Origin of the sequence: Anaerotignum neopropionicum, assembly GCF_001571775.1 — a bacterium.
Classification (GTDB): Bacteria; Bacillota; Clostridia; order Lachnospirales; family Anaerotignaceae; genus Chakrabartyella; species Chakrabartyella neopropionicum.
In genome coordinates, this window is the sequence record NZ_LRVM01000002.1 from 85202 (window position 1) to 106695 (window position 21494).

Annotated in this window: 23 protein-coding genes; all 23 read left to right on the forward strand. The window is 35.4% G+C overall.

Features of this window, described 5'->3' with window-relative positions; translation table 11 throughout:
• The first annotated feature begins 24 nt into the window (after positions 1 to 24).
• The 23 genes from CLNEO_RS04050 to CLNEO_RS04160 all read left to right on the forward strand — a co-directional run bounded on the left by CLNEO_RS04050 (position 25) and on the right by CLNEO_RS04160 (position 21484).
• Positions 25 to 609 (forward strand): PD-(D/E)XK nuclease family protein, encoded by a 585-nt coding sequence (locus CLNEO_RS04050; protein ID WP_162266454.1) that lies wholly within the window; start codon positions 25 to 27, stop codon positions 607 to 609.
• Positions 584 to 1969 (forward strand): 23S rRNA (uracil(1939)-C(5))-methyltransferase RlmD, encoded by a 1386-nt coding sequence (rlmD, locus tag CLNEO_RS04055; protein ID WP_066084860.1) that lies wholly within the window; start codon positions 584 to 586, stop codon positions 1967 to 1969. Before CLNEO_RS04050 ends, rlmD begins: the two co-directional genes overlap by 26 nt.
• Positions 1970 to 2477: 508 nt before the next feature.
• On the forward strand, positions 2478 to 2846 hold the full coding sequence (locus tag CLNEO_RS04060) for an ArsR/SmtB family transcription factor (RefSeq protein ID WP_058491311.1): 369 nt from the start codon (positions 2478 to 2480) through the stop codon (positions 2844 to 2846).
• Positions 2847 to 2991: 145 nt separating this feature from the next.
• The gene (locus CLNEO_RS04065; protein WP_026478195.1) at positions 2992 to 3213 is read left to right on the forward strand and encodes a cation transporter; all 222 of its coding nucleotides are present in this window, start codon (positions 2992 to 2994) and stop codon (positions 3211 to 3213) included.
• A 15-nt stretch (positions 3214 to 3228) separates the two neighbouring features.
• The gene (locus tag CLNEO_RS04070; protein WP_066084863.1) at positions 3229 to 5073 is read left to right on the forward strand and encodes a heavy metal translocating P-type ATPase; all 1845 of its coding nucleotides are present in this window, start codon (positions 3229 to 3231) and stop codon (positions 5071 to 5073) included.
• A gap of 251 nt (positions 5074 to 5324) precedes the next feature.
• Entirely contained in the window at positions 5325 to 6014 is a 690-nt protein-coding gene (locus CLNEO_RS04075) for a hypothetical protein (RefSeq protein WP_066085764.1), read from the forward strand.
• Between the two features lie 14 nt (positions 6015 to 6028).
• Entirely contained in the window at positions 6029 to 6586 is a 558-nt protein-coding gene (locus tag CLNEO_RS04080; protein ID WP_066084865.1) for a hypothetical protein, read from the forward strand.
• A gap of 15 nt (positions 6587 to 6601) precedes the next feature.
• The gene (locus tag CLNEO_RS15270) at positions 6602 to 7696 is read left to right on the forward strand and encodes an antirestriction protein ArdA (protein ID WP_083531832.1); all 1095 of its coding nucleotides are present in this window, start codon (positions 6602 to 6604) and stop codon (positions 7694 to 7696) included.
• Positions 7689 to 7988, forward strand: coding sequence for a DUF4314 domain-containing protein (locus tag CLNEO_RS04090; protein ID WP_066084868.1), 300 nt, complete (start codon positions 7689 to 7691; stop codon positions 7986 to 7988). The genes CLNEO_RS15270 and CLNEO_RS04090 overlap by 8 nt, the downstream gene beginning before the upstream one ends.
• Entirely contained in the window at positions 7985 to 9004 is a 1020-nt protein-coding gene (locus tag CLNEO_RS04095) for a hypothetical protein (RefSeq protein ID WP_066084872.1), read from the forward strand. The genes CLNEO_RS04090 and CLNEO_RS04095 overlap by 4 nt, the downstream gene beginning before the upstream one ends.
• Positions 9005 to 9201: 197 nt before the next feature.
• Positions 9202 to 9540 (forward strand): hypothetical protein, encoded by a 339-nt coding sequence (locus CLNEO_RS04100; protein WP_066084874.1) that lies wholly within the window; start codon positions 9202 to 9204, stop codon positions 9538 to 9540.
• Positions 9541 to 9558: 18 nt separating this feature from the next.
• On the forward strand, positions 9559 to 10419 hold the full coding sequence (locus CLNEO_RS04105; protein ID WP_066084876.1) for a DNA adenine methylase: 861 nt from the start codon (positions 9559 to 9561) through the stop codon (positions 10417 to 10419).
• On the forward strand, positions 10406 to 10903 hold the full coding sequence (locus CLNEO_RS04110; protein WP_083531833.1) for a hypothetical protein: 498 nt from the start codon (positions 10406 to 10408) through the stop codon (positions 10901 to 10903). Before CLNEO_RS04105 ends, CLNEO_RS04110 begins: the two co-directional genes overlap by 14 nt.
• A gap of 17 nt (positions 10904 to 10920) precedes the next feature.
• The gene (locus tag CLNEO_RS04115; RefSeq protein ID WP_066084878.1) at positions 10921 to 11478 is read left to right on the forward strand and encodes a YodL domain-containing protein; all 558 of its coding nucleotides are present in this window, start codon (positions 10921 to 10923) and stop codon (positions 11476 to 11478) included.
• A gap of 44 nt (positions 11479 to 11522) precedes the next feature.
• Positions 11523 to 11753 (forward strand): DUF6133 family protein, encoded by a 231-nt coding sequence (locus tag CLNEO_RS04120; protein WP_096348790.1) that lies wholly within the window; start codon positions 11523 to 11525, stop codon positions 11751 to 11753.
• Between the two features lie 17 nt (positions 11754 to 11770).
• Entirely contained in the window at positions 11771 to 15727 is a 3957-nt protein-coding gene (locus tag CLNEO_RS04125; RefSeq protein ID WP_066084881.1) for an S-layer homology domain-containing protein, read from the forward strand.
• Positions 15728 to 15741: 14 nt separating this feature from the next.
• Entirely contained in the window at positions 15742 to 15972 is a 231-nt protein-coding gene (locus CLNEO_RS04130) for a DUF6133 family protein (protein ID WP_066084884.1), read from the forward strand.
• Complete coding sequence (locus CLNEO_RS04135) at positions 15962 to 16384, forward strand: prepilin peptidase (RefSeq protein ID WP_066084887.1); 423 nt, start codon at positions 15962 to 15964, stop codon at positions 16382 to 16384. The genes CLNEO_RS04130 and CLNEO_RS04135 overlap by 11 nt, the downstream gene beginning before the upstream one ends.
• A gap of 90 nt (positions 16385 to 16474) precedes the next feature.
• On the forward strand, positions 16475 to 17317 hold the full coding sequence (gene cpaB, locus CLNEO_RS04140) for a Flp pilus assembly protein CpaB (RefSeq protein WP_066084891.1): 843 nt from the start codon (positions 16475 to 16477) through the stop codon (positions 17315 to 17317).
• A 2-nt stretch (positions 17318 to 17319) separates the two neighbouring features.
• Positions 17320 to 18132, forward strand: coding sequence for an AAA family ATPase (locus CLNEO_RS04145; RefSeq protein WP_066084894.1), 813 nt, complete (start codon positions 17320 to 17322; stop codon positions 18130 to 18132).
• 104 nt (positions 18133 to 18236) lie between these two features.
• A complete protein-coding gene (locus tag CLNEO_RS04150; protein WP_096348796.1) occupies positions 18237 to 19679 on the forward strand; it encodes a CpaF/VirB11 family protein in 1443 nt (480 codons plus the stop codon).
• A complete protein-coding gene (locus CLNEO_RS04155; RefSeq protein ID WP_066084900.1) occupies positions 19676 to 20605 on the forward strand; it encodes a type II secretion system F family protein in 930 nt (309 codons plus the stop codon). Before CLNEO_RS04150 ends, CLNEO_RS04155 begins: the two co-directional genes overlap by 4 nt.
• 6 nt (positions 20606 to 20611) lie before the next feature.
• Positions 20612 to 21484 carry a secretion protein F gene (locus tag CLNEO_RS04160; RefSeq protein WP_066084903.1) on the forward strand — a complete coding sequence of 291 codons (873 nt, stop codon included), beginning with the start codon at positions 20612 to 20614 and terminating at the stop codon, positions 21482 to 21484.
• Positions 21485 to 21494: the final 10 nt, after the last annotated feature.

A 21494-nucleotide genomic window follows, 5' to 3' on the forward strand; every position in this document is an offset into this window, starting at 1 on the left:
TTTTCTTGGGCGGATTTATTTTTTTTGATATTATTAATGGTTTTAATATTGCTGTTTATTTTTCGTCGGCAAAACTGGTCTATGAAAAAGATACCTTCATCGAATGGAATGGGTGGGTATTCTTTAATTTATGCCGATCAAAAGCAAAACGGTAAAAAGGATGAAGGTTTTGGCAAGCTGTTATATTCTGCCGAATATGAACTGCAAGGCAAGCCGGATTATATTTATAAAAAACGTTTTGGGAAGGGTATTGTTCCTGTGGAGCTAAAAAGCGGCAGCATTGGTGAGAGTTCACTGCCCCATAGAGGGGATTTGCTGCAGTTGGGGGCATACTTTTTAATTCTTGAGGATGTTTATAAAGTGCGGCCAAAGTTTGGAAGATTGGCATATCAGGATTATATATTTGTGGTGAAGAATACAAGAAGCTTGCGAAAGGAAGTTATGAAAACGACGAAAGAGATGCGAGAAATGCTGCTTTACGGCGTTGGAAAGGCGAATCCAAGCTTTGCAACTTGTAGATATTGCATATGCAATGGTACAGTTTGTAAGTATTCAGAAACGGAAATAATTGGAGGAAAAGCAAATGGAGCTTCCGGTGGAGAAGAATGAAATTTATGAAATGACGATTGATGCGTTAGGTAGTAATGGGGAAGGAATCGGAAGAATTGATGGATTTGCGGTTTTTGTAGAAGGAGCCTTGCCGGGAGAGGTCATAAGGGCTTTAATTGTCAATGTAAAAAAGAGCTATGGTTATGGGAAATTGGTAGAAATTGTATCGAAATCGCCATATCGTGTGGAACCGTGCTGTCCAGTGGCAAAAACTTGTGGCGGTTGTCAGCTGCAGCATTTTTCCTATGAGGGACAGCTTGCGTATAAGGCTAAAAAGGTGAAGGATGATCTTGAACGCATAGGTGGCTTGAAAAATATTGAGGATTTGCCCATTTTTGGTATGGAAAATCCATGGAGGTATCGGAATAAAGCCCAGTTTCCCGTTGGGAGTGGGCGAGAAGGTTCGACGGAAATTGGCTTTTATGCAAAGCGTAGCCATAGGATTGTAGATACACAGGTGTGTTTTTTGCAGAATCCTGTGAATGACGAAATTATTGCTATTGTGAGAGAATTTATGGAGGAGTATAAAATTTCTTCCTATGATGAGGGAAAGCATAAGGGATTGGTACGCCATATTTTGACTAGAGTGGGGCGAAATAGCGGCCAAATCATGGTTTGTGTTGTAATAAATGGGAAGAAGCTTCCGTATGGTGAAGTACTGGTTGAACGATTAAGAAAAATAAATGGTGTAGTATCTGTTGTGTTAAATATCAATAAGGATCAAACGAATGTAATTTTAGGGAAGAAAGTAATAACGCTTTGGGGCAAGAGCACAATCGAGGATGCTTTAGGAGGGATTATTTTTGAAATTTCTCCTCTATCCTTTTATCAAGTGAATCCTGTTCAAACAGAGGTTTTATACAATAAGGCCGTAGAAATGGCGGGCTTGAAGGGTGATGAAACGGTTTTAGATTTATATTGTGGGATAGGTACAATTTCTTTATTTTTTGCAAAAAAGGTGAAGAAGGTTTTTGGTGTGGAGATTGTGCCGGAGGCCATAATTGATGCGCGGAAAAACGCGGAACGGAACGGAATAGAGAATGCATCTTTTGAGGTTGGTGCCGCAGAGGAAGTGATTCCACGAGTATTTGACGAACAAGGGATTACAGCGAATGTTATTGTTGTAGATCCCCCAAGAAAGGGATGCGAACAGGTGCTTTTGGATACGATTGCTACCATCGCACCGGAAAAATTGGTGTATGTTTCGTGCAATTCTGCCACGCTTGCTAGGGATGTGGCAATATTAATAGAAAGAGGGTTTCAAGTGAAGGATGTGCAGGTGGTGGATCAGTTTCCTATGACGGGGCACGTTGAGAGTATAATTCTGATGACGTATTGTGGTTCAGATGGCAAAGAGTAGAGATTGACCACAATATATAGTGGTTCAAGGACGATTTTGGAGCGAAAAAAGAGTAAAAAACACCGTTTTTTGACCCCTGTTTTTGGGGTGATTTATAGATGACATAGGGTAAATTGAGTGAAGACATCATAAAGGTGGAGAAATTGATGGCTCAGAAAGAGGGAGAAATAATCCTCTGGGATGATAAGAATTTTATATAATCTAAAGTAGTGGTAGTTGTTTTGAAACAGCTACCACTATAGTTTTTTATTAGATTGAAATTTTATTTCAAACTATTTTAGAACCTACAATAATATTTTTTAAAAAAATGTTTGTATTAAAACCACCCTTTTATGGTACTAATGTCGTAGTAGATAGTTTTGAGATATTTCAAATAATATTTGAAAAACACTTGAATAAATGCTCATATAACTATTGACATATGAGAAAAACAATAATATAATAAATACACAACATATGAATAACTGCTCAAGTATTCAGATGAAATGATTTAAAAAGAGGTGATAATATGACTGAGAAATTTAATTCAATTGAAAGATGTGACTGCAATGTAATTCATGAGGATATTGTAAATCAAGTTAGAGATAAAATGCCTCAAGAAGAAAGCCTTTACGATTTAGCAGAATTATTTAAAGTATTTGGAGATTCAACGCGAATCAGGATACTATGGGCTTTACATGAATCTGAAATGTGTGTTTGTGATATCGCTGTATTACTTAACATGACACAATCAGCAATTTCCCATCAGCTGAGAGTCTTAAAACAAGCTAATTTAGTAAAAAACAGAAAAGAAGGCAAAGTAGTATATTATTCATTAGTTGACGATCATGTAAGAGAAATATTTGACCAAGGTCTAATTCATATCAATGAGAAGTAGTAATGCGGTAGAATAGAATATTTTTTGAAGATATTTGAGCAGATATTTAAGTCTTCATTTCAAATGAGCAATGCTTCAAGAAAATTTGAAAAAGACTTGTAGTATTCAAAATAAAATTACAAATAATATTTAGGAGGATTTAATAATGAAAAAGAAATTTATACTTGAAGGTTTAGATTGTGCAAATTGCGCGGCAAAAATGGAAAAGGCTATTAATGAGCTTGATGGAGTGAAAGAAGCTACTGTTAACTTTATGACCACAAAACTCGTTATTGATGGTGAGGATGAAAAAATGCCAACAATAATAGAAGAGGCCGAAAAAATAATTAAAAAAATTGAACCCGATACAACTATGAAAAAGGCTTAAAGGAGGCTATTTAGTATGACAAAACGACTATGGCGAATAATTATTGGTGCAGCCTTGTTAGCTACAGCAGTATTGCTTAATTTAAATAACGAATGGTTACAGATTGCTCTCTTTATAATAAGTTACATTATTGTAGGTGGAGATGTTGTAAAAAGAGCTGTAAAAAATATTTTTAAAGGTCAAGTTTTCGATGAAAACTTTTTAATGAGTATTGCAACAATTGGTGCATTTTTTATTGGTGAGTATCCTGAAGGTGTTGCAGTTATGCTGTTTTATCAAGTTGGAGAACTGTTTCAAAGCTATGCAGTTGGCAAGTCGAGAAAGTCAATTGCAAGCCTTATGGATATTCGACCAGATTATGCAAATGTTAAAAAAGGCGATGAACTTGTCAAAGTTGACCCAGATGAAGTACAAATTGGAGATATTATTGTAATTAAAGCAGGAGAAAAAATTCCTCTTGATGGCAAGGTAATAGAGGGAAGTTCAATGATTGACACATCAGCACTTACTGGTGAATCTGTTCCTCGTGAAGTAGAAGTAGGAAGTGATATCCTGAGTGGTTGCATCAATATTAATGGAGTTATTACAGCAGAGGTTACCAAGGAATTTGGAGAATCTACTGTAAGCAAAATTCTTGATTTAGTTGAAAATGCAAGTAGTAAAAAATCCAATTCAGAACAATTTATTACTAAGTTTGCGAGATATTATACACCAGTTGTGGTTATAATTGCAGTTTTTCTAGCTATTATACCGCCTCTTGTTATAGACGGGGCGACTTTTAGTGATTGGATATATAGAGCACTAGCATTCCTTGTGGTATCCTGTCCGTGTGCTTTAGTTATTTCAATTCCTTTGAGTTTCTTCGGTGGAATAGGTGGAGCTTCAAAAAAAGGTATTTTAGTTAAAGGTAGTAACTACCTTGAAGCATTGGCTCAAACAGAGATTGTTGTTTTTGATAAAACAGGTACACTAACGAAAGGTGTATTTAATGTACAGGAAATTCATCCAGAAGGGGTTTCCAAAGAAGAGCTACTTGAATTAACTGCATATGTGGAGAGCTATTCCAATCATCCAATTTCACTTTCACTGAAACGTGCATATGGCAAAGAAATAGACAATGGACGTATTTCAGATGTAGAAGAGATATCAGGTCATGGTGTTATTGCAACAGTAGATGGCAAAAAGGTTATGGCAGGAAATATCAAACTTATGAAAATGATGGATATCCCTTATTTCAAGGGAGAGCTGATTGGTACTGCTGTACATGTTGCTGTTAATAATAAATATATAGGTTACATTGTAATTGCCGATGAGGTAAAGGAAGATTCAGCACAAGCAATCAAGGAACTTAAGGCAGCTAATATTAAGCAAACAGTTATGTTGACAGGTGATAATAAAAGTGTTGGTTCAAAAGTTGCTAAAGAGCTTGGTCTTGATAAGGTTTATGCAGAACTATTGCCAGCAGACAAAGTTGAAAAACTAGAAGAATTATTTTCACAAAAATCCACAAAAGGTAAACTCGCCTTTGTCGGTGACGGAATCAATGATGCACCTGTATTAGCTCGTGCAGATATTGGAATAGCAATGGGTGGTTTAGGTTCTGATGCAGCCATTGAAGCTGCTGATATTGTAATTATGACTGATGAGCCATCGAAAATTGCTACTGCAATGAAGATTTCTAAAAAGACATTAAAAATTGCAAATCAAAACATAGTATTTGCAATTGGAATAAAGATAATTGTTCTTATTTTGAGTGCTTTTGGAATAGCTACTATGTGGGCAGCTATATTTGCAGATGTAGGTGTAACTATCATTGCAGTATTAAATGCTTTTAGAGCTTTGAATGTAAAGAAGCTATAACAGTACAAAAAATGTTTTTTAATCGCTGATTAAGAGTGTAACATTTCATTAGCATAAAATGAGCATATCTTTTATACTAACAATAACATGTAAAAACTTCAACAGCACTGAGATAAAATTCTTGGTGCTTTTGTTTTATATAAAATCCAAAACTAAATATAGCAATTCTAAGAGGCGAAGTCTTCGGTCAACTTATGATCGATAGTCTTCGCCTCTTTCTTATTTCAAAAACTATGAAGGGATTGAGAACAATGTCAAGATATTTTATGTATGGTACATCATTGGGAGGGATAGAACAGCTGATGATGCTGGCACCTAATTTTCCTAAAAGAAGAAGTGGAATAGTCATTAATAATCATTTTAATTGTGAAGGAGGTATTAAGATTTGTAATGGATGTATAGCAAAGGTTAAAAGCAGAGGTAACACCAATGATTGTTTTTGTTTTAAAGAAAAACTAGAGGCAGATAAAATTGTATATGCAGATCTGACAAAAGATTGCTTTGGAGGAATAAAAAACTATGCTCTAAAAGAAAGATTGAAATTACTTAGTAATAGATTTACTGGTCAACTATTTTTAAATCATAACCACAAGGAAAGATTTTATCATTTAATTCAGAAACAAGATATTGATATAGAGGATGGAGCGCCAAGCTACCTTGCAGTAATATTTCTTCTTACTGCTGATGAAGTATTATGGAACATCTCGGAGGATGCAGTCTTCTTAAATGGCTTTGATTTTTCAAGTATACATCTTAGACAAATCAGTACGGAAGAATATGCTCTATACCAAACAGCAAAAACTATATGGTCAGGAAAAGAATATATAAGAATCAGCGAGATAGCAGATAGAGAACTCATTGATGATACTACATTTAGGATAATAATTAACGCATCATTAATTGCAAAGTATGGTGCAAATGTATTTTCAATTAAAAAATAGGATGGAGGAGAACTATGCTAATTAGATTAAAAAGTATCGACAGAAAAGAAGAATCAATTATGTTTAATTTCCCTTATGATGAAAGTGAAATATCCAATGTATATAATCAACTAGATATTGAAATTTCAGCTGCTCACAACTGCTATATTGAAGAAGTAGTCTATGATTCAGATATGAATGAAGTTTTAAAAGGTAAAGAGTGCAATATCGATGAATTAAATTTCTTATTTAAGAGGATGGATAGTTTCGATATCAAGGAAAGAAAAGTGTTTTTTGCTTCTGCCTTTGCAGAAAATCCTAAAACAATAGCAGAGTTAATCAATATAAGTTTTAATACTCATTGCTATAGCCTTGTAAGTGACTTTAATAATCTAGAAACTGTAGGAAAAGATTTATACCTATCAGAGAAGCAAGCAGTAGCAGTAAAAGAATTAGATGAACTTGATGGTGAATCTTTTGCTATGGGAGTGATAAAAAACAATCCTAATTCTAGAATTACTCCTTATGGAGTCCTATATAAAAATATCAATGAACCAGAGCAAATATATAATGGCAAGCAGTTTCCACAATAGCATTGGAAAGAAACTGTGGCAACAATACAGTTAACTTCCAAAGATGCGAATGAATTTATCTATCTTCCTTGTTCTGATGTTGAAATTGAAAAGGCACTGATGAGATTGGAAACACCTTACTTACATGATTGTGAAATTACAATTGATAGCCATAACTTCTCTGAAAAAATATTAGAAATTGTTTCTGATGATAAAACACCATTAGTTAAGATAGACAATTTAAATAATTTAGCAAAGTACTATAAGGAAATAGGCAACCATAATATAGAATATTTTGAAAAACTTATGGACTATGTTAAACCCCGAACTGTTGAAGAAATCTTTACACTAGCAGATGCTATGTATGAATTTGAACTATTTGATGGTATCCATAGTGTAGAAAGCTATGGAAGATATATGATTTGTGACTCAGGTCATTTTGAATATGATTCAAATCTTGAAGAATACATTGACTTTAAAAGATATGGACAGGAGAAAATGGCACATGAATTTGGAGCGTTTTCAGAGAAGGGATATATCACTTACCATGGATATAATCAAAAACTTGAAAGTTTATTATTTGAAAATCTTGGAATGGTATTTCCTGAACAAGAAGAACTAAAAACCTTAAAACTGTATATGCCTCTTAGAATAACTACCTATGATATAGAAAACGAATATGGTTATAAAGAATATGCAAATGAACCACAGGAAATTTCAAATGCTGAAGTAGCCCAGTATCTAGATGTAATCCTGATGGCAATAGAAGAAAATAATCTTCCAGAAGAAGAACAAAGAGGTCTGATGAGATATTATGATGACCATGACAGTGTGAATGCAAAAGTATCAAAGTATGTGTTCTCCGTTGAACTTGTAGAAGGAGAACTAATGGGGGTAGCTGTTCTTATTTTAAATAATGAACTGACTCCAAAGGAGCTTGAAAAGATTAAAGAAAATGTAACTGGACAGGCTTCAGATGGCTGGGCAGAGTGTTTTGAACAGAGAGAAATTAATACTGAAATAGGAGATATTTATATTAGCTTTTGGAACAGCGATAACTGGTTTATTAAGACAGCTGAGGAAATGGGTATAGAAGAAAATCAAAAAATGGGAGGTATGAAATTTGAATAATAATAGGAATCAAGTAGAAAGAATTAAGAACGGCTATCCTGTAGGTACACGAATTGAATTAATTCAGGCAATGGATGATGTGCAAGGCGTTGAAAAAGGTACAAAGGGAACAGTGATAGGCGTAGATGACATTGGAACCATACACATGAAATGGGATAATGGCAGAGGTCTTGGTCTTATTCCTGGAGAAGATAATTTTAAAGTGTTATCTCGTCCGCAGGAAGAAGAGATTAAAGAGTCAGATGAGCCGTCAAAAGAGCAATCACAGGGTATGGGAGGAATGAGTTTATGAAAAACTTAGAATATCTATGGAAAGATATTGAAGTAACAGAGAAAGAAAATGAATATCTAGAAAAGAGATTTGCTGAAATGTCAGTCAAAGAAAAATATATTCTAGAGGGTGCTGTTCAGATTGTGGAGGTCAATAATGCATCAGATTTGATAAATCTAACAGAGCAACTAAGTAATTTTGATTTTTATTATAAAGCTACCGATAATAAGACCCTTGGAGAATACGTAGCAAGACACAAGGAATGTGCATCTAATGAGATCCTTCCTTTTATTAAAATAGATCATCTTGGTAACGAATATCATGAAGATTTTAATGGAGTTTTTACGGACAATGGATATGTATATCAGAGAAATACTCTCAAACAAATCTATGATGGCTCAAACTTAGATAAGATGACAGGGGATGATTGGACCGTTAAAATTAAGGTAGGTAATAAAGATTATCCTGAAGGTGTATGGATAATCTTGCCTGACTATGAATTTTCTAGTTTAGAACCTGATGAAATGGCAATAGCTTTAGATGCACTTGGTACAAATAAGTGGAGTAGATGTGCCTTATTAGATGCAAAGTGTGTAGTCCCTAATATTAAAGAGCTGGCAGAACAATATGACTCCATAGAAGAATTAATATCTGATGGTAATAACTTTGGATATGTCTGTGACGAGCAAGGACAAGGGAGAGCTTTCTTTACAGAGCATTTAGAGTCAGCAATGGAGCTTGAAGGTTGTACTAGACTTGACTTTGCTCTTGATATTTCACAGAATCTAAACTGTTATGATTTTGCGCCAAAGGAAGATAAACTTGAAAGATACGGCAGACTACTTGCAAGTAAGAATGGCATTGTAGAACCTGATACCATACTTGGAGACAATTTTGATTATACTCTATATGCAAAAGCAGATATTGATAATAGAGGGTTAGTGCCTTGCAAAAATGGTTTTATAAAATCAAACGGGGAACAGTTTCACTATGAATTCAGTAAAAAACTAGATAGTATGGGAATATCAATGGAGTAGTAAATTTTCTTATTGATATATCACATAACTTAATATTCTAAGGTAGCACGGAAAATGTCCGTGTTTTTTTAATACCAAAAAATAAAAAGGCCGATTGTTTGCTGTAAATTACAGCATAGCAGTCGGCCTTTTTTGTTGCCCAAAAACAATCATATCCACAGTGTTATGAAACATGGCATGAGAAAGGAGGCGAGGAGGTGGAACATGATTTTTTAATTTATATGAAAGTGTATCATACAGGAATCTCTAAGGCAGTCCCCAGTGCATATCTACAAAGTAGATTCTGTATCAGTTCAAGAACTGTCAGGAAATTAGTCAATCAATTAAGAAATAATGGCAATCCCATATGCAGTGGTGACAACGGATATTATTATGCTGGTGATAGAAAGGAGCTGCTTGCTAGTATAGGGCAGATGACAAGTCGAATTAGAGAAATTGCGAAAGCAAAGAGAGGACTAGCCAAAGCTTTGGAGCAATTTCCAGATACAAACGGACAATTGAGATTAGACCTTGATAAAGAGGTAAGAGAGAGGTGATGAAGTATTAATAGTTTTATGAGCTGGATAGGTGGCAAGAAATCTTTAAGAGAATTAATTGTATCTCTCTTTCCCTTATATTATGAACGATATATAGAAGTGTTTGGAGGCGGAGGCTGGGTACTATTTCATAAGCCACCGGGCAATGATTTTGAAGTATATAACGATTTTAATGGTCTTCTAACGAACCTCTATCGATGTGTAAGGGAAAAACCAAATGAATTAATAGATGCACTATATTTTGTGTTAAACTCCCGTGAGGATTTTGACATAGTGAAGAAGTCACTTGCAAGAGACAGCCCTACAAGTGATGTAATAAGAGCCTCATATTTTTATCAATTGATTCGCTATAGTTATGCATCAGGCCTTACTAGCTATGGGAGTCAACCCCATGATATGTGGAGTAACTTTCCTTTAATTGAACAGGCACATAGAAGACTTAGTAAGGTAGTGGTTGAAAATAAAGATTTTGAAAAGCTGATAAGGCAATATGACCGCCCTGTCAGCTTTTTCTATGCAGATCCACCGTATTTTGAAACAGAAAAGTATTATAAAAATGTTGGTGAAGATGGATTTAAGAAAGAAGATCATATAAGACTCCGAGATACCTTGATGGGCATTGAGGGAAAGTTCTTACTTTCCTATAATGACTGTTCTTTTATTAGAGAGCTATACGATGCTCCAAACATTCAGATAGAAAGCTACACCCGTATCAATAATATTAAACAGCGCTATGATAATGGTGCTCAGTTTCCTGAAATACTGGTGGCAAATTATGATATGCACGAAAGGGAGATAAATTCTCCATCACAAATTAATTTATTTGAAATGAAAAATGGAATAGGAAAACAGGAGGGAATTTATAATGAAAATGATTAAAGAATGCTTTGACAACAACATTAGTTTGCCAAATGAAATACTTAATGCAGCAGACCTTACAGGGTGTGAAGAAATCGAATTTAATACCTTAGAGAATGCTGTTGTAGCTATGAAAACAACGATGAATGCAATGGAGCTTATAAAGGTAGCAGAAGGACTTAAAAATCTCTCAGAAGAGTTAATTGTTCATCTAGCAGGGATTTGTGGGAGATGTCATGATTGCTCCTACTGCGATAGATTTGAAGAGTATGATGAGATTATCGTTCCTGATTATCTCCTTGAAGAAGCTGGTATTCCAAAGGATGCAAAACTTTGTGCTTGTACAGAAGAAGACAGCGGGGAAATCATAGTGATGCAGGCAGATTATGACTATGATATAGCCGATGTACCAAAGTTTGTTATCGATATCTTTGAGATGTCAGGTATCTGCATCAGAGAATTAGAAGAAAGGATTATGATGGAGGATATTGTCTATGGAGATTAAATGATGGGAGGTACTTTATGAGAGGCATTGAACTAAAAAATGGCTGTATATTTTATTATGGAAATCCTTCAGGATATGTGGAAGACGGTACTGCAATAGTAGATTCTATGTTTCAAAATGAAGAATTCAGTCAGTGGCTTGGTAACCGTAAGCTTACAGCAAAATGGACAGAGGGTGTATTTGAAAGGCTTTCAAAAGAAGGTGTACTCCTTATTAATAATGAAATACCAGTGCCACTTAAAGACTGTCGTATCTGGCAGTTAAGAGCTGATATAAGTCCTGAATGTAAGTTTATTGGATATGAGGAACTTAAAGAAAACTTTGGAGAGCCAGATAAAAATAACTATGAGCTTGTATATGAAGGAGAAATAGAAACAAATGATTTAGAATCCATCTATACAAAGTTTAATCTAAATCATCCCAATGGGTTTGCTGGTCACTCACTGTCAATGTCTGATGTAGTTGAGCTATATGATGACAATGGCAGTGAATTTTATTATGTAGACCGTTTTGGATTTAAAGAAGTTAATTTTGAGCAACAGAATCAAATACAAGATATGGATATGAGTATTTAAAAATTAAAATCCTAGAAAATTAAAAAATAATGGAGGAAAACAGGATGAAAAATATGTTAAGAAAAGCAAATGAATTTATAACAAGAAAGGCTGTCGCAGTAAAGGTAGCAGTTAGTAATACCCGTGGAGAAGGATATATTGATACAGCTGTAAAAATCCTTATTGCTGTTGTGTTAGGAGCATTGCTCCTTGCAGGCCTGTATGCATTATTTGGTGAAGTAGTAATGCCAACATTAGAAGAGCGAATCAATGAAATGTTTAACTATGCAGGCTAAAAGGGGGAAAGTTTAAAATGAATCATAAATCAAAGAGAATAATAAATATTCTTTTGGTAGTTTGTATTTTAATTACCAGTTTTGTAGGCTCTGCCTATGCAACAAGGTTTGTATTTTCTGATAGTGTAGGTCATTGGGCTGAAGATGCAATTAATAATCTTGCAAGAAAAGGTGTAATTCATGGATATCCGGATGGACTTTCTCATCCAGATGAAATAATTACAAGAGGAGAATTTTCTGCCCTTTTAGCAAGAATTATGGAACTTGAGCCAAAGGAAACAAATACGGTCAATATAGTATTTGAGGACATTGCAGGACATTTTGCTCAAAAAGAAATTGAGGCACTTATTGATGAAGGTATTATCATCAAAGAAGAATATGATGCTAAATATTTTCCTGATGAGCCTATCACTCGATTGGAAATGATTAAAATGTTAGTTAGAGCTATAGGCAAGGAAGAGCATAATATGGATTGTGCTTGTAATACAGGGTTTACTGATGAAGATGATTTGACGGAAGAAGAACGTGAGTATATCTGTGCTGGCAAACATTATAATATAATCTCTGGTTATCCAGATGGAACAATACGTCCTGACGGAGAGGCAACACGAGGTGAAGCCTTTGAAATCCTTGATAGGCATGATGAAATTAAAGAGATAATTGAGCAAGAAGATATTGTAAATGAGAGTCCAGTAGATTCTCCTGATGTGGAGCAAGAAGATAAGCCTTCAGATAATGGTTCATCCTCAAATGGAGGTTCATCTTATGTTCCTGCACCGAAATATGATTATACACTTCCAAACACTGCTTATGTTGGAGAAGAAATAAAAATTATTCCAACTAGCAGAAATGTAAAATCCGTAGCATGGACAGTTACTAAAAATGGTATTCCTACTGAGATTTCCTCTGTGTTAGATGGAGAATTGAAAGCAGAAGGTGGAGTAATTAAAATTAAGTCTACAGGTAGTTATACATTTTCTGCTACGGCATTAAACAGTAGGGGCAGAACAGTTGTCTGTGAACAGACTGTCAGCATCTATCCAGTTATATCAGCACAATTTAGCTTGCCTGAAACAGCACATACTGATACAACAGTAGCTGTGGATCTTGTCACTGAGAATCTAGGAGATAATTCCTTGATATGGACGATTAAAAAAGATGGCAAAGAAGTAGACCTTGAAACTGTAATTACAGGAGAACTTACAGGTAGTGGTGGTTTAATATTATTTAAAACTAATGGAGTATATGAACTAAGTGCCACAATTACTGATGAGTTAGGTAAAGAAGTTACAGTATCAGATATTATTACTGTATATCCATTAGCAGAAATAAAAATGGAGCTTGCAAATATTACTCATACGGATAAGACCATAACATTAAATACAGAAACAAAGAATGCAGAAGAGATGGAGATTGAATGGTCACTTACTCAAAATGGCAAAGTAGTTATTATTGAAGATTTCATTGAGGGCAACATTCAAATAGGAGAAAGTGATATACGTTTTAAAGAAAAAGGTGTATATAATCTAACTGCATCATTGACTGATAAGACCGGACGAGTATTCAAGGAAACTGTAGCTATTACAGTATATCCTGTAGGCTCAGCCGGTTTTTATCTTCCCGAAATATTTCATACAGACGATACCATAAAGGTTGAAGCTACATTTGGAGAAATCGGATATCATATTGCTGATTGGTCCCTTGTAAAAGATGGTAAGGAGGTTGAGCTTCCTGACTTTATCACTGGCAATCTTTCCAATGATGGTGGAATGATCCAATTTAATCAGAAGGGAGAATACACTCTAAAGGCATCGTTCACTGATGATGGAGGAAGAACTTATAATTATAAGCAAGCACTCAAAGTCTATCCTGTGCCATCCGTGAGCTATACACTCCCTAAATATGTTCATACTGATAGTGATATTAGTGTAGATGTAGATAGTACAGAACTTGATGGACTAAAGATTGAATGGCTAGTTGATAATACCTTTGGTTTTCAGGACTGGTCAACCTATGTAGATGGCAATTTAGACAACTACGGTGGAAATATTCAATTTAAAAGGGCTGGCATATATGAATTGGTAGCTAGAATTACTGATGATACTGGCAGAGTATTTCTTTTTGAAGTGGGTGGTAAAACAGAAGTACTTCCTGTGTTAAGCATAGGATTCGAACTGCCTGTCCTTGCATACACCGACAGCATAATTGATATTAGAACTCATGGCAGCAATAACGTACTGCCAGTGGAATGGGGTATTACAAAAGACGATAAACCTATTTCTGAAATTAAAGCATTTGATGGCAGCTTAAATGCACATGGTGGAAAAATCACTTTTCTTGAAGAAGGGGAATATGTTCTAACAGCAACAATGACAGACTTTCTAAAAAGGAGTTTCTTATATTCCCAAAACATAACCATAAAGCCTGTTATAAAATATAATTTTACAATGCCTGAATCAATTCATTATGGCAAAGAGTTTGAAGTAGAAACCACTTCTGAAAACCTTGGAAATAATGAGGTTCAGTGGAAATTAGAAAAGATAAGTGAACCAGCCTCTTTTAGTGGAGAACTTTCAAATGACGGAGGTAAGATTTCAATATCAGATGTAGGGGTATTTACTTTTATGGCTACAATTACAGATAGTGAAGGTAGAATATTCACCTACAATGACACTATTACAATTACTAATACTGCACCAACAGTGACGATAACAGCTACACCAACACGAACTGTTAAAAATGGTAAATTCTTTGTTGATATCAAGGTAGTTGCTAATGATGCAGATGGGGATGCAGCAACCTTGGAATATGAAGGAACAACAGTTGATAACTACTATTCAGTAGGTACACACACCATTAAAGTGCGAGCAAAGGATATAGCTGGTGCTTATTCACCATGGTTAGAAAAGAGTTTTACAGTTATAAATTCAGCACCAACAGTAACACTAACAGCTACACCAACTCGAACCGTTAAAAACGGTAAATTTTTCGTTGATATTAAGGCAACAGCTAATGACGCAGATGGAGATGCAACAACTTTGGAATATGATGGAACAACAGCTGATAACTATTATTCAGTAGGTACACACACAATTCGTGTCCGAGCAAAAGATATTGCAGATGCATATTCACCATGGATGGAAAAGAGTTTTGCAATTATAAATTCAGCACCAACAGTAACACTCACGGCTACACCAACCCGAACCGTTAAAAACGGTAAATTCTTCGTTGATATTAAGGCGACTGCCAATGATGCAGATGGAGATGCAACAACCTTGGAATATGAAGGTAAAACTGCTGATAACTACTATTCAGTAGGCAAACATACCATCCGAGTACGTGCAAAAGATATTGCAGGAGTTTATTCACCTTGGGTAGAAAAGAGTTTTACAATTGTAAACTCAGCACCACCGGCTCCTGTAATTAGTAGAACTCCAAATGGAAATAGTGTTGCCCCTGGAACAAAGGTGACTATTACAGCTAGTAGTACTGATGCAGATAACGATCCAATCACTTATATTTGGGAAGGACGTAATGCAGAACAACAGGTATATCCGTTAGGGAAAAATGTAGTTCGTGTTAAGGCAGTAGATTCCACAGGTGCAGAATCTCCTTGGGCAGCAATTGTGTTCTTTGTTGCTGATTCCAATGGTGGTGGAGGAATGACTTTGACAGGTCCAGATTCTGTTATTTTAGAAAATGGATTAGAAGGAGCAACTATAACAGAATATACTTTTACTGTTCCACCTGTATCAGGACATAGCGGAAGTGACCATGGCCGAGTTCGAGGATACAATGTATTGACAAAGCAGTGGGATCAGCTTGATTATGGAACTACAAGCAATGGTATTACATTTAGTAGGACTCTTGGTGCTGGTGTTTATTCTAAACTAGAATTTTATTACTATACCAACCATAACTGTATGTATAACAAATCAAATATCACTTATTCCGTTAATTATCACTTTGAATAAATGGAGGAATCGCTATGAATAAGATAATGATAAAAACAAAAAACTTTTCAGTAAGACAAGCTGTGGCTGTAAAGATTGCAATTAACAATAACCGTGGAGAAGGGTATATTGATACTGCAGTAAAAATCCTTATTGCCGTAGTTTTAGGAGCATTGCTCCTTGCAGGACTGTATGCATTATTCGGTGAAGTGGTTATGCCGACATTAGAAGAACGGATCAAAGAAATGTTTAACTATGCAGGCTAATAGCATCCTACAAGGGGTGCTGTTTTCTTCTCTGCTTTTGGTAGCATCTTATACGGATATTAAAAGAAGAGAAATTCCAGACACGGTCTGCGTACTCCTTGTATTAACAGGATTTCTGAAATTTAGTTTTCAAAATCTATTAGGAATATTTGTTGCCTTGCCATTTCTTATAGCAGCAATGTTTAAAGAAAAGAGTATTGGAGGCGGAGATATTAAGCTAACTGCCACAGTTGGGTTTGTTCTTGGATTTTGGAAAGGAATCTATGGATTAATAATAGGACTTACCTTATTGATATTGTTTTATATCATGTTAAGAATTTTATTAATCATCAGAAAAAAGCAGGTGGCAAAGAATTTATCTATGCCACTTGCTCCCTTTTTAGGGATAGGTTTTTTAATCATGTATTTTTAAATATCAGAAGTAATTGCGTAGCGATTACTTCACACCATTGCAACGAGGTGTGGATATCTTCGCCTCGTTATAAATTAGGAGGAATATACTATGAGATTTTTTAAGAATAGGACAGTAGTTGGAGTGATTTGTATCGTATTGTCGCTCCTTATATGTTTTGGTATTACACCATTATTTAATAAAGGGATCAGTCAAAAGACAGAAATTGTGCGTGTGACAAAGGAGATAAAATCAGGTGATGAAATCACAAAGGATATGGTTCAAGTAGTAGAAGTAGGTGGATTTAATCTACCTGAAAATGTAATTCGTACCAAAGAAACAGTGATTGGTAAATATGCAACTTCAGATTTGGGAATTGGAGATTATATTTTAAGTACAAAATTATCAGAAATACCAGCAGCTGAAAATGCCTATTTATATAATCTAGATGGAAGTAAACAGGCAATGTCCATAACTATTAAGACCTTTGCAAATGGTCTTTCAGGAAAGCTACAAAGTGGAGATATTGTATCTGTTATTGCTCCCGATTATAAAAAGCAAGGTGCGACAGTTATCCCAGCAGAACTTAAATATGTAGAAGTAATTTCTGTAACAGCCTCATCAGGATATGATGCCAATACAAATGAACAAGGAACAGAAGATGAAAGAGAACTTCCATCAACGGTAACACTTCTAGTAACTCCTGAGCAAGGTAATATTCTGGCAGAACTAGAGGCAGATTCCAAATCCCACTTATCACTTGTATATCGTGGAAGTCCAAAGAATACAAAGAAGTTTATTGATATGCAAGAGGAAATTATAGAAGCTCTCTATTATCCAGGACCAGAAGAACAGACGGAAGAGGTATCTGAAGAAGACATAGTAGAAGAGGCGATAGATAACTCAAACACATCCTCTGAAGGAGTAGAAGAAACAGGAAGTGAGGTAGAGTAAAGATGTTAAACTTTAAGAAAAACAGTATTTTTACTCGCAATTTAAAGGAAGAAAGTGTTCAGGAAGAAATCTTACATGGTGGTGTTTTAGCTGTTTGGGGGAGTCCCGGGAGTGGAAAAACAACAGTAGCTACAAAGATTGCAAAATATCTTGCGGATAAGAAAAAGAATGTAGTACTGGTATTATGCGATATGACAGCTCCAATGTTACCTTGTATCTGTCCTTCACAAGAACTTGAATGCGAAAAATCATTAGGAAGTATCCTTGCTGCAACCCATGTCACAGAGCCACTCGTAAAACACAATATGATTACTCATAAAAAGCTGTCATATCTTACAATCCTTGGAATGTTAAAGGGAGAAAACGAATATACCTATCCGCCCTATTCAGAAGTACAGGCAAGAGAGCTAATTGATAGCCTTCGTGAAATCGCGCCATTTATTATTATAGATTGTGGCAGTTATATCGCAAATGATATTTTATCTGCTATTGCTCTAATGGAGTCTGATTCTGTATTAAGACTTGCCAATTGTGATTTGAAAAGTATCAGTTATCTATCAAGTCAATTACCTCTTCTTCGTGATGGGAAATGGGATGCAGATAAGCAATATAAAATAGCTTCTAACATTAAACCACAGCAAGGGGTAGACCATATGAGTCAAGCACTTGGAAGTGTAGCCTTTAAGCTTCCACATTCACAGGAACTTGAGGAACAATACCTAGCTGGAAATCTATTCGAAGAATTATCCATGAAGGACAGCAAGGCATTTCGCAAAGAAGTTGAGAAGATAGCAAGGGAGGTGTTTGGGTGTTAGGAAAGAAAAGAAATAGTTCTGTGTTTCTAAAGACAAAAGGGAAACAAAACGTGTCATCTACAAATGAAAAGGCAATATCAAAGACCTTCAAAAGGGCAATTGAAATGCTGGAAACTCAAGGAGTAGAGGGAAAAATAGAAGAGATACAAGAATCACAAGAAGTTCAAGAAACACAATGGGAGTTAGGTTCTGAAAATAGAACTCACTCCCTATTTTTCACCCCTGAAACAGAGGGTAAGGACTTTTCTACTGTTCTAAAGGACGTTCAAGAATATATTTCAAGCAATTATTCTGTTCTTATTACCGATGGAACATTGAAGGATTCTAAAGAGCAGATGAAACGATATATCTCTAAATATGTTCAGGACAGCAGAATCTCAGTAAAAGGTATGAGTGGCAATGAGTTAATTGATGCACTTTATACAGAGATGGCTGAGTATGGTTTTTTAACAAAATATATTTATGGAGAAGGTATTGAAGAAATAGACATTAACTCATGGAAAGATATCGAAGTGCAGTATTCTGATGGAAGAAATGAAAAGCTTAATGAACATTTTGATTCTCCTGAACATGCAATTAATGTAATAAGGAGAATGCTCCATGTTTCTGGTATGGTACTTGATAATTCCAGTCCAGCTGTTCTTGGGCATTTAACAAAAAATATTCGTATTGCTGTTCTTAAAACTCCCTTAGTGGATGAAGATGTTGGGATTTCAGCCTCTATTCGTATTGTTAATCCTCAAAGTATGAAAAAACAGGATTTTGTGGATGGTGGTACAGCAACAAATCCTATGCTTGATTTTTTATCAGAGTGTATTCGCTATGGTATTTCTGTCTGTGTGGCAGGAGCAACCAGCTCTGGTAAAACAACAATTGCTGGATGGTTGCTTACTACCATTCCTGATAATAAGCGAATATTTACCATTGAAAATGGATCACGTGAGCTTGCCTTAGTTCGTGAAAAAGAAGGAAGAGTAACTAATTCTGTTATTCATACCATAACACGTGACAGTGAGAATGAAAGGCAAAGAGTAGATCAGATTACTCTACTTGATATGTCTTTGCGTTTTAATCCAGATATTATTGTAGTAGGGGAAATGCGTGGAGCAGAGGCTAATGCAGCACAGGAGGCAGCAAGAACAGGGGTAGCTGTTCTTACTACCATCCATTCAAACTCCTGTGAGGCAACCTATCGTAGGATGGTATCCCTTTGTAAACGAGCAGTAGATATGTCAGATGAAACATTGATGGGATATGTAACAGAGGCCTATCCTATTGTCGTGTTTTGTAAGCAGCTTGAAAATAAGGAAAGAAAGATGATGGAGATAATGGAATGCGAGATCCTTCCAGATGGCACAAGGAATTACCGTCCATTATATCAATATGTGATTACTGAAAATCGTATGGAAGATGGGAAATTTATAATTAATGGTTACCATGAGCAGATCAATAGCATTTCAGGTAGTCTTAGTAAAAGATTCTTAGAAAATGGCATGCCAATTGACATTATAGAAAAACTGAAAACAAAGGAGGTGGAAACTATATGAGTACCATCTTGTTGATTGCCTGTATCGGAATGATTGCAGGTTTTTTTATTTTATTTGGAATCTCACCAATGGAGTTTACGGAAAACATATTTAAAAAGCTGATAAGTAAACCAAAGAGTATTAAGGATGAGATAAATGAGACTACAAAACGAAAGAAAGTATCTTTTTTAAGACGAGAAATCATGGAAGTACAAGAGGTTTTAAAAGTTACAGGGAGAGAGAAGAGGTTTCCTTTGCTTTGTGCCTTATCCTTATTGTTCTTTACTATGGGAGGATCTATTGCTATCATGCTGGGTAACTTTTTCTTAGTACCAGTGATGGCAATAGGCTTTATGTTTCTGCCATTTTGGTATATAAGGCTTACTCAAAGTTATTTTAAAAGGGATATTGCTGCAGAGTTAGAAACAGCACTAAGTATCATAACAACTGCTTATTTAAGAAATGAGGATATCCTTACAGCCGTTGAGGAAAATATGAACTACCTAAACCCACCAGTTCTGTCTGTATTTAAGGGTTTCGTTTCGAGGATAAAACTGATAAACCCAGATATTATAGGGGCTTTGCAAGCTATGAAAGAACAGATTGATAATGCTGTGTTTCGTGAATGGTGTGATGCTTTAATCGCTTGTCAGCTTGATAGAAGCTTAAAGACAACCTTAACACCCATTGTAAGTAAGCTATCGGATATGCGTGTAGTAAATGGAGAACTTGAAAACATGGTCTTTGAACCAAGAAAAGAATTTATTACTATGGTAATATTGGTCATTGGAAATATACCTCTTTTGTATTTTCTAAACAAAGACTGGTACCACACACTCATGCACTCAGCTTTGGGACAGATTATTCTTTCTATTTGTGCTATGGCTATTTTTATATCTACAGCTTTCGTAATTAAATTAACTCAACCAATTGAGTATAGGAGGTAGCCGAATATGACAATTTTAATCTTTACATTTGGCATACTGCTTGCCATTGGTTTGTTTCTAATTTCAGCTGATTTGCTGAAATTGCCAAGCATTGCAACACAAAAGGCTATGTTATCTGCTGGTAAACAAGGGAAAGAAAAAGCCAAAACTGTAGATGTATTTCTTATGGGATGGGCAGTAAATCTTGCTAAATATATTCCTATGGATGAGTATAAAAAAAGCAGAATGAAAAATACACTAAATGCTGCTGGAATGAATCTGACTCCAGAAGAGTTCATTGCATCAGCGATATTAAAGTCGGGAATAATTGCACTACTAATTATTCCTTGTCTCATGATACTTCCACTCATTGCACCAATACTTATGTTTTTAAGTATTATCATATATTTTAAGGAAATTCGTAAAGCAGATGAGATATTAAAGATAAAGAAAGAAAAGATTGAAGTAGAACTGCCAAGATTTGTAGCAACCATTACTCAGGAGTTAAAGGCAAGTAGGGATGTATTGTCTATTATAGAGAACTATAAGAAGAATGCAGGAGAGGAATTTGCTGATGAGCTGGATATCTTAACAGCAGATATGCGCTCCTCTTCCTATGAGGCGGCACTTACAAGATTTGAGGCAAGGATTAATTCACCGATGCTATCGGATATAACGAGAGGGTTAATTGGTGTTCTTCGTGGAGATGATGGATCCATGTATTTTCAAATGCTATCCCATGATATGAAACAGCTTGAACTTCAAAGGTTAAAGGCACAGGCAATGAAAATACCACCTAAGATTAGAGTGTTTTCCTTTGTAATGCTTATGTGTTTCTTAATGACCTATATGGCCATCATTGTATATGAAATTATACGTTCCCTTAGTGGAATGTTCTAGGAGGTGTCTA

What these genes read in the sequence shown, in the direction of transcription:
- CLNEO_RS04155 (WP_066084900.1), top strand. Translation starts at nt 19,676, where the DNA reads ATGAGTACCATCTTGTTGATTGCCTGTATCGGAATGATTGCAGGTTTT.
- CLNEO_RS04075 (WP_066085764.1), top strand. Translation starts at nt 5,325, where the DNA reads ATGTCAAGATATTTTATGTATGGTACATCATTGGGAGGGATAGAACAG.
- rlmD (WP_066084860.1), top strand. Translation starts at nt 584, where the DNA reads ATGGAGCTTCCGGTGGAGAAGAATGAAATTTATGAAATGACGATTGAT.
- CLNEO_RS04150 (WP_096348796.1), top strand. Translation starts at nt 18,237, where the DNA reads ATGCTGGAAACTCAAGGAGTAGAGGGAAAAATAGAAGAGATACAAGAA.
- CLNEO_RS04115 (WP_066084878.1), top strand. Translation starts at nt 10,921, where the DNA reads ATGAGAGGCATTGAACTAAAAAATGGCTGTATATTTTATTATGGAAAT.
- CLNEO_RS04120 (WP_096348790.1), top strand. Translation starts at nt 11,523, where the DNA reads ATGAAAAATATGTTAAGAAAAGCAAATGAATTTATAACAAGAAAGGCT.
- CLNEO_RS04135 (WP_066084887.1), top strand. Translation starts at nt 15,962, where the DNA reads ATGCAGGCTAATAGCATCCTACAAGGGGTGCTGTTTTCTTCTCTGCTT.
- CLNEO_RS04125 (WP_066084881.1), top strand. Translation starts at nt 11,771, where the DNA reads ATGAATCATAAATCAAAGAGAATAATAAATATTCTTTTGGTAGTTTGT.
- CLNEO_RS04065 (WP_026478195.1), top strand. Translation starts at nt 2,992, where the DNA reads ATGAAAAAGAAATTTATACTTGAAGGTTTAGATTGTGCAAATTGCGCG.
- CLNEO_RS04070 (WP_066084863.1), top strand. Translation starts at nt 3,229, where the DNA reads ATGACAAAACGACTATGGCGAATAATTATTGGTGCAGCCTTGTTAGCT.
- cpaB (WP_066084891.1), top strand. Translation starts at nt 16,475, where the DNA reads ATGAGATTTTTTAAGAATAGGACAGTAGTTGGAGTGATTTGTATCGTA.
- CLNEO_RS04145 (WP_066084894.1), top strand. Translation starts at nt 17,320, where the DNA reads ATGTTAAACTTTAAGAAAAACAGTATTTTTACTCGCAATTTAAAGGAA.
- CLNEO_RS04110 (WP_083531833.1), top strand. Translation starts at nt 10,406, where the DNA reads ATGAAAATGATTAAAGAATGCTTTGACAACAACATTAGTTTGCCAAAT.
- CLNEO_RS04080 (WP_066084865.1), top strand. Translation starts at nt 6,029, where the DNA reads ATGCTAATTAGATTAAAAAGTATCGACAGAAAAGAAGAATCAATTATG.
- CLNEO_RS04160 (WP_066084903.1), top strand. Translation starts at nt 20,612, where the DNA reads ATGACAATTTTAATCTTTACATTTGGCATACTGCTTGCCATTGGTTTG.
- CLNEO_RS04060 (WP_058491311.1), top strand. Translation starts at nt 2,478, where the DNA reads ATGACTGAGAAATTTAATTCAATTGAAAGATGTGACTGCAATGTAATT.
- CLNEO_RS04105 (WP_066084876.1), top strand. Translation starts at nt 9,559, where the DNA reads ATGAGCTGGATAGGTGGCAAGAAATCTTTAAGAGAATTAATTGTATCT.
- CLNEO_RS04095 (WP_066084872.1), top strand. Translation starts at nt 7,985, where the DNA reads ATGAAAAACTTAGAATATCTATGGAAAGATATTGAAGTAACAGAGAAA.
- CLNEO_RS04130 (WP_066084884.1), top strand. Translation starts at nt 15,742, where the DNA reads ATGAATAAGATAATGATAAAAACAAAAAACTTTTCAGTAAGACAAGCT.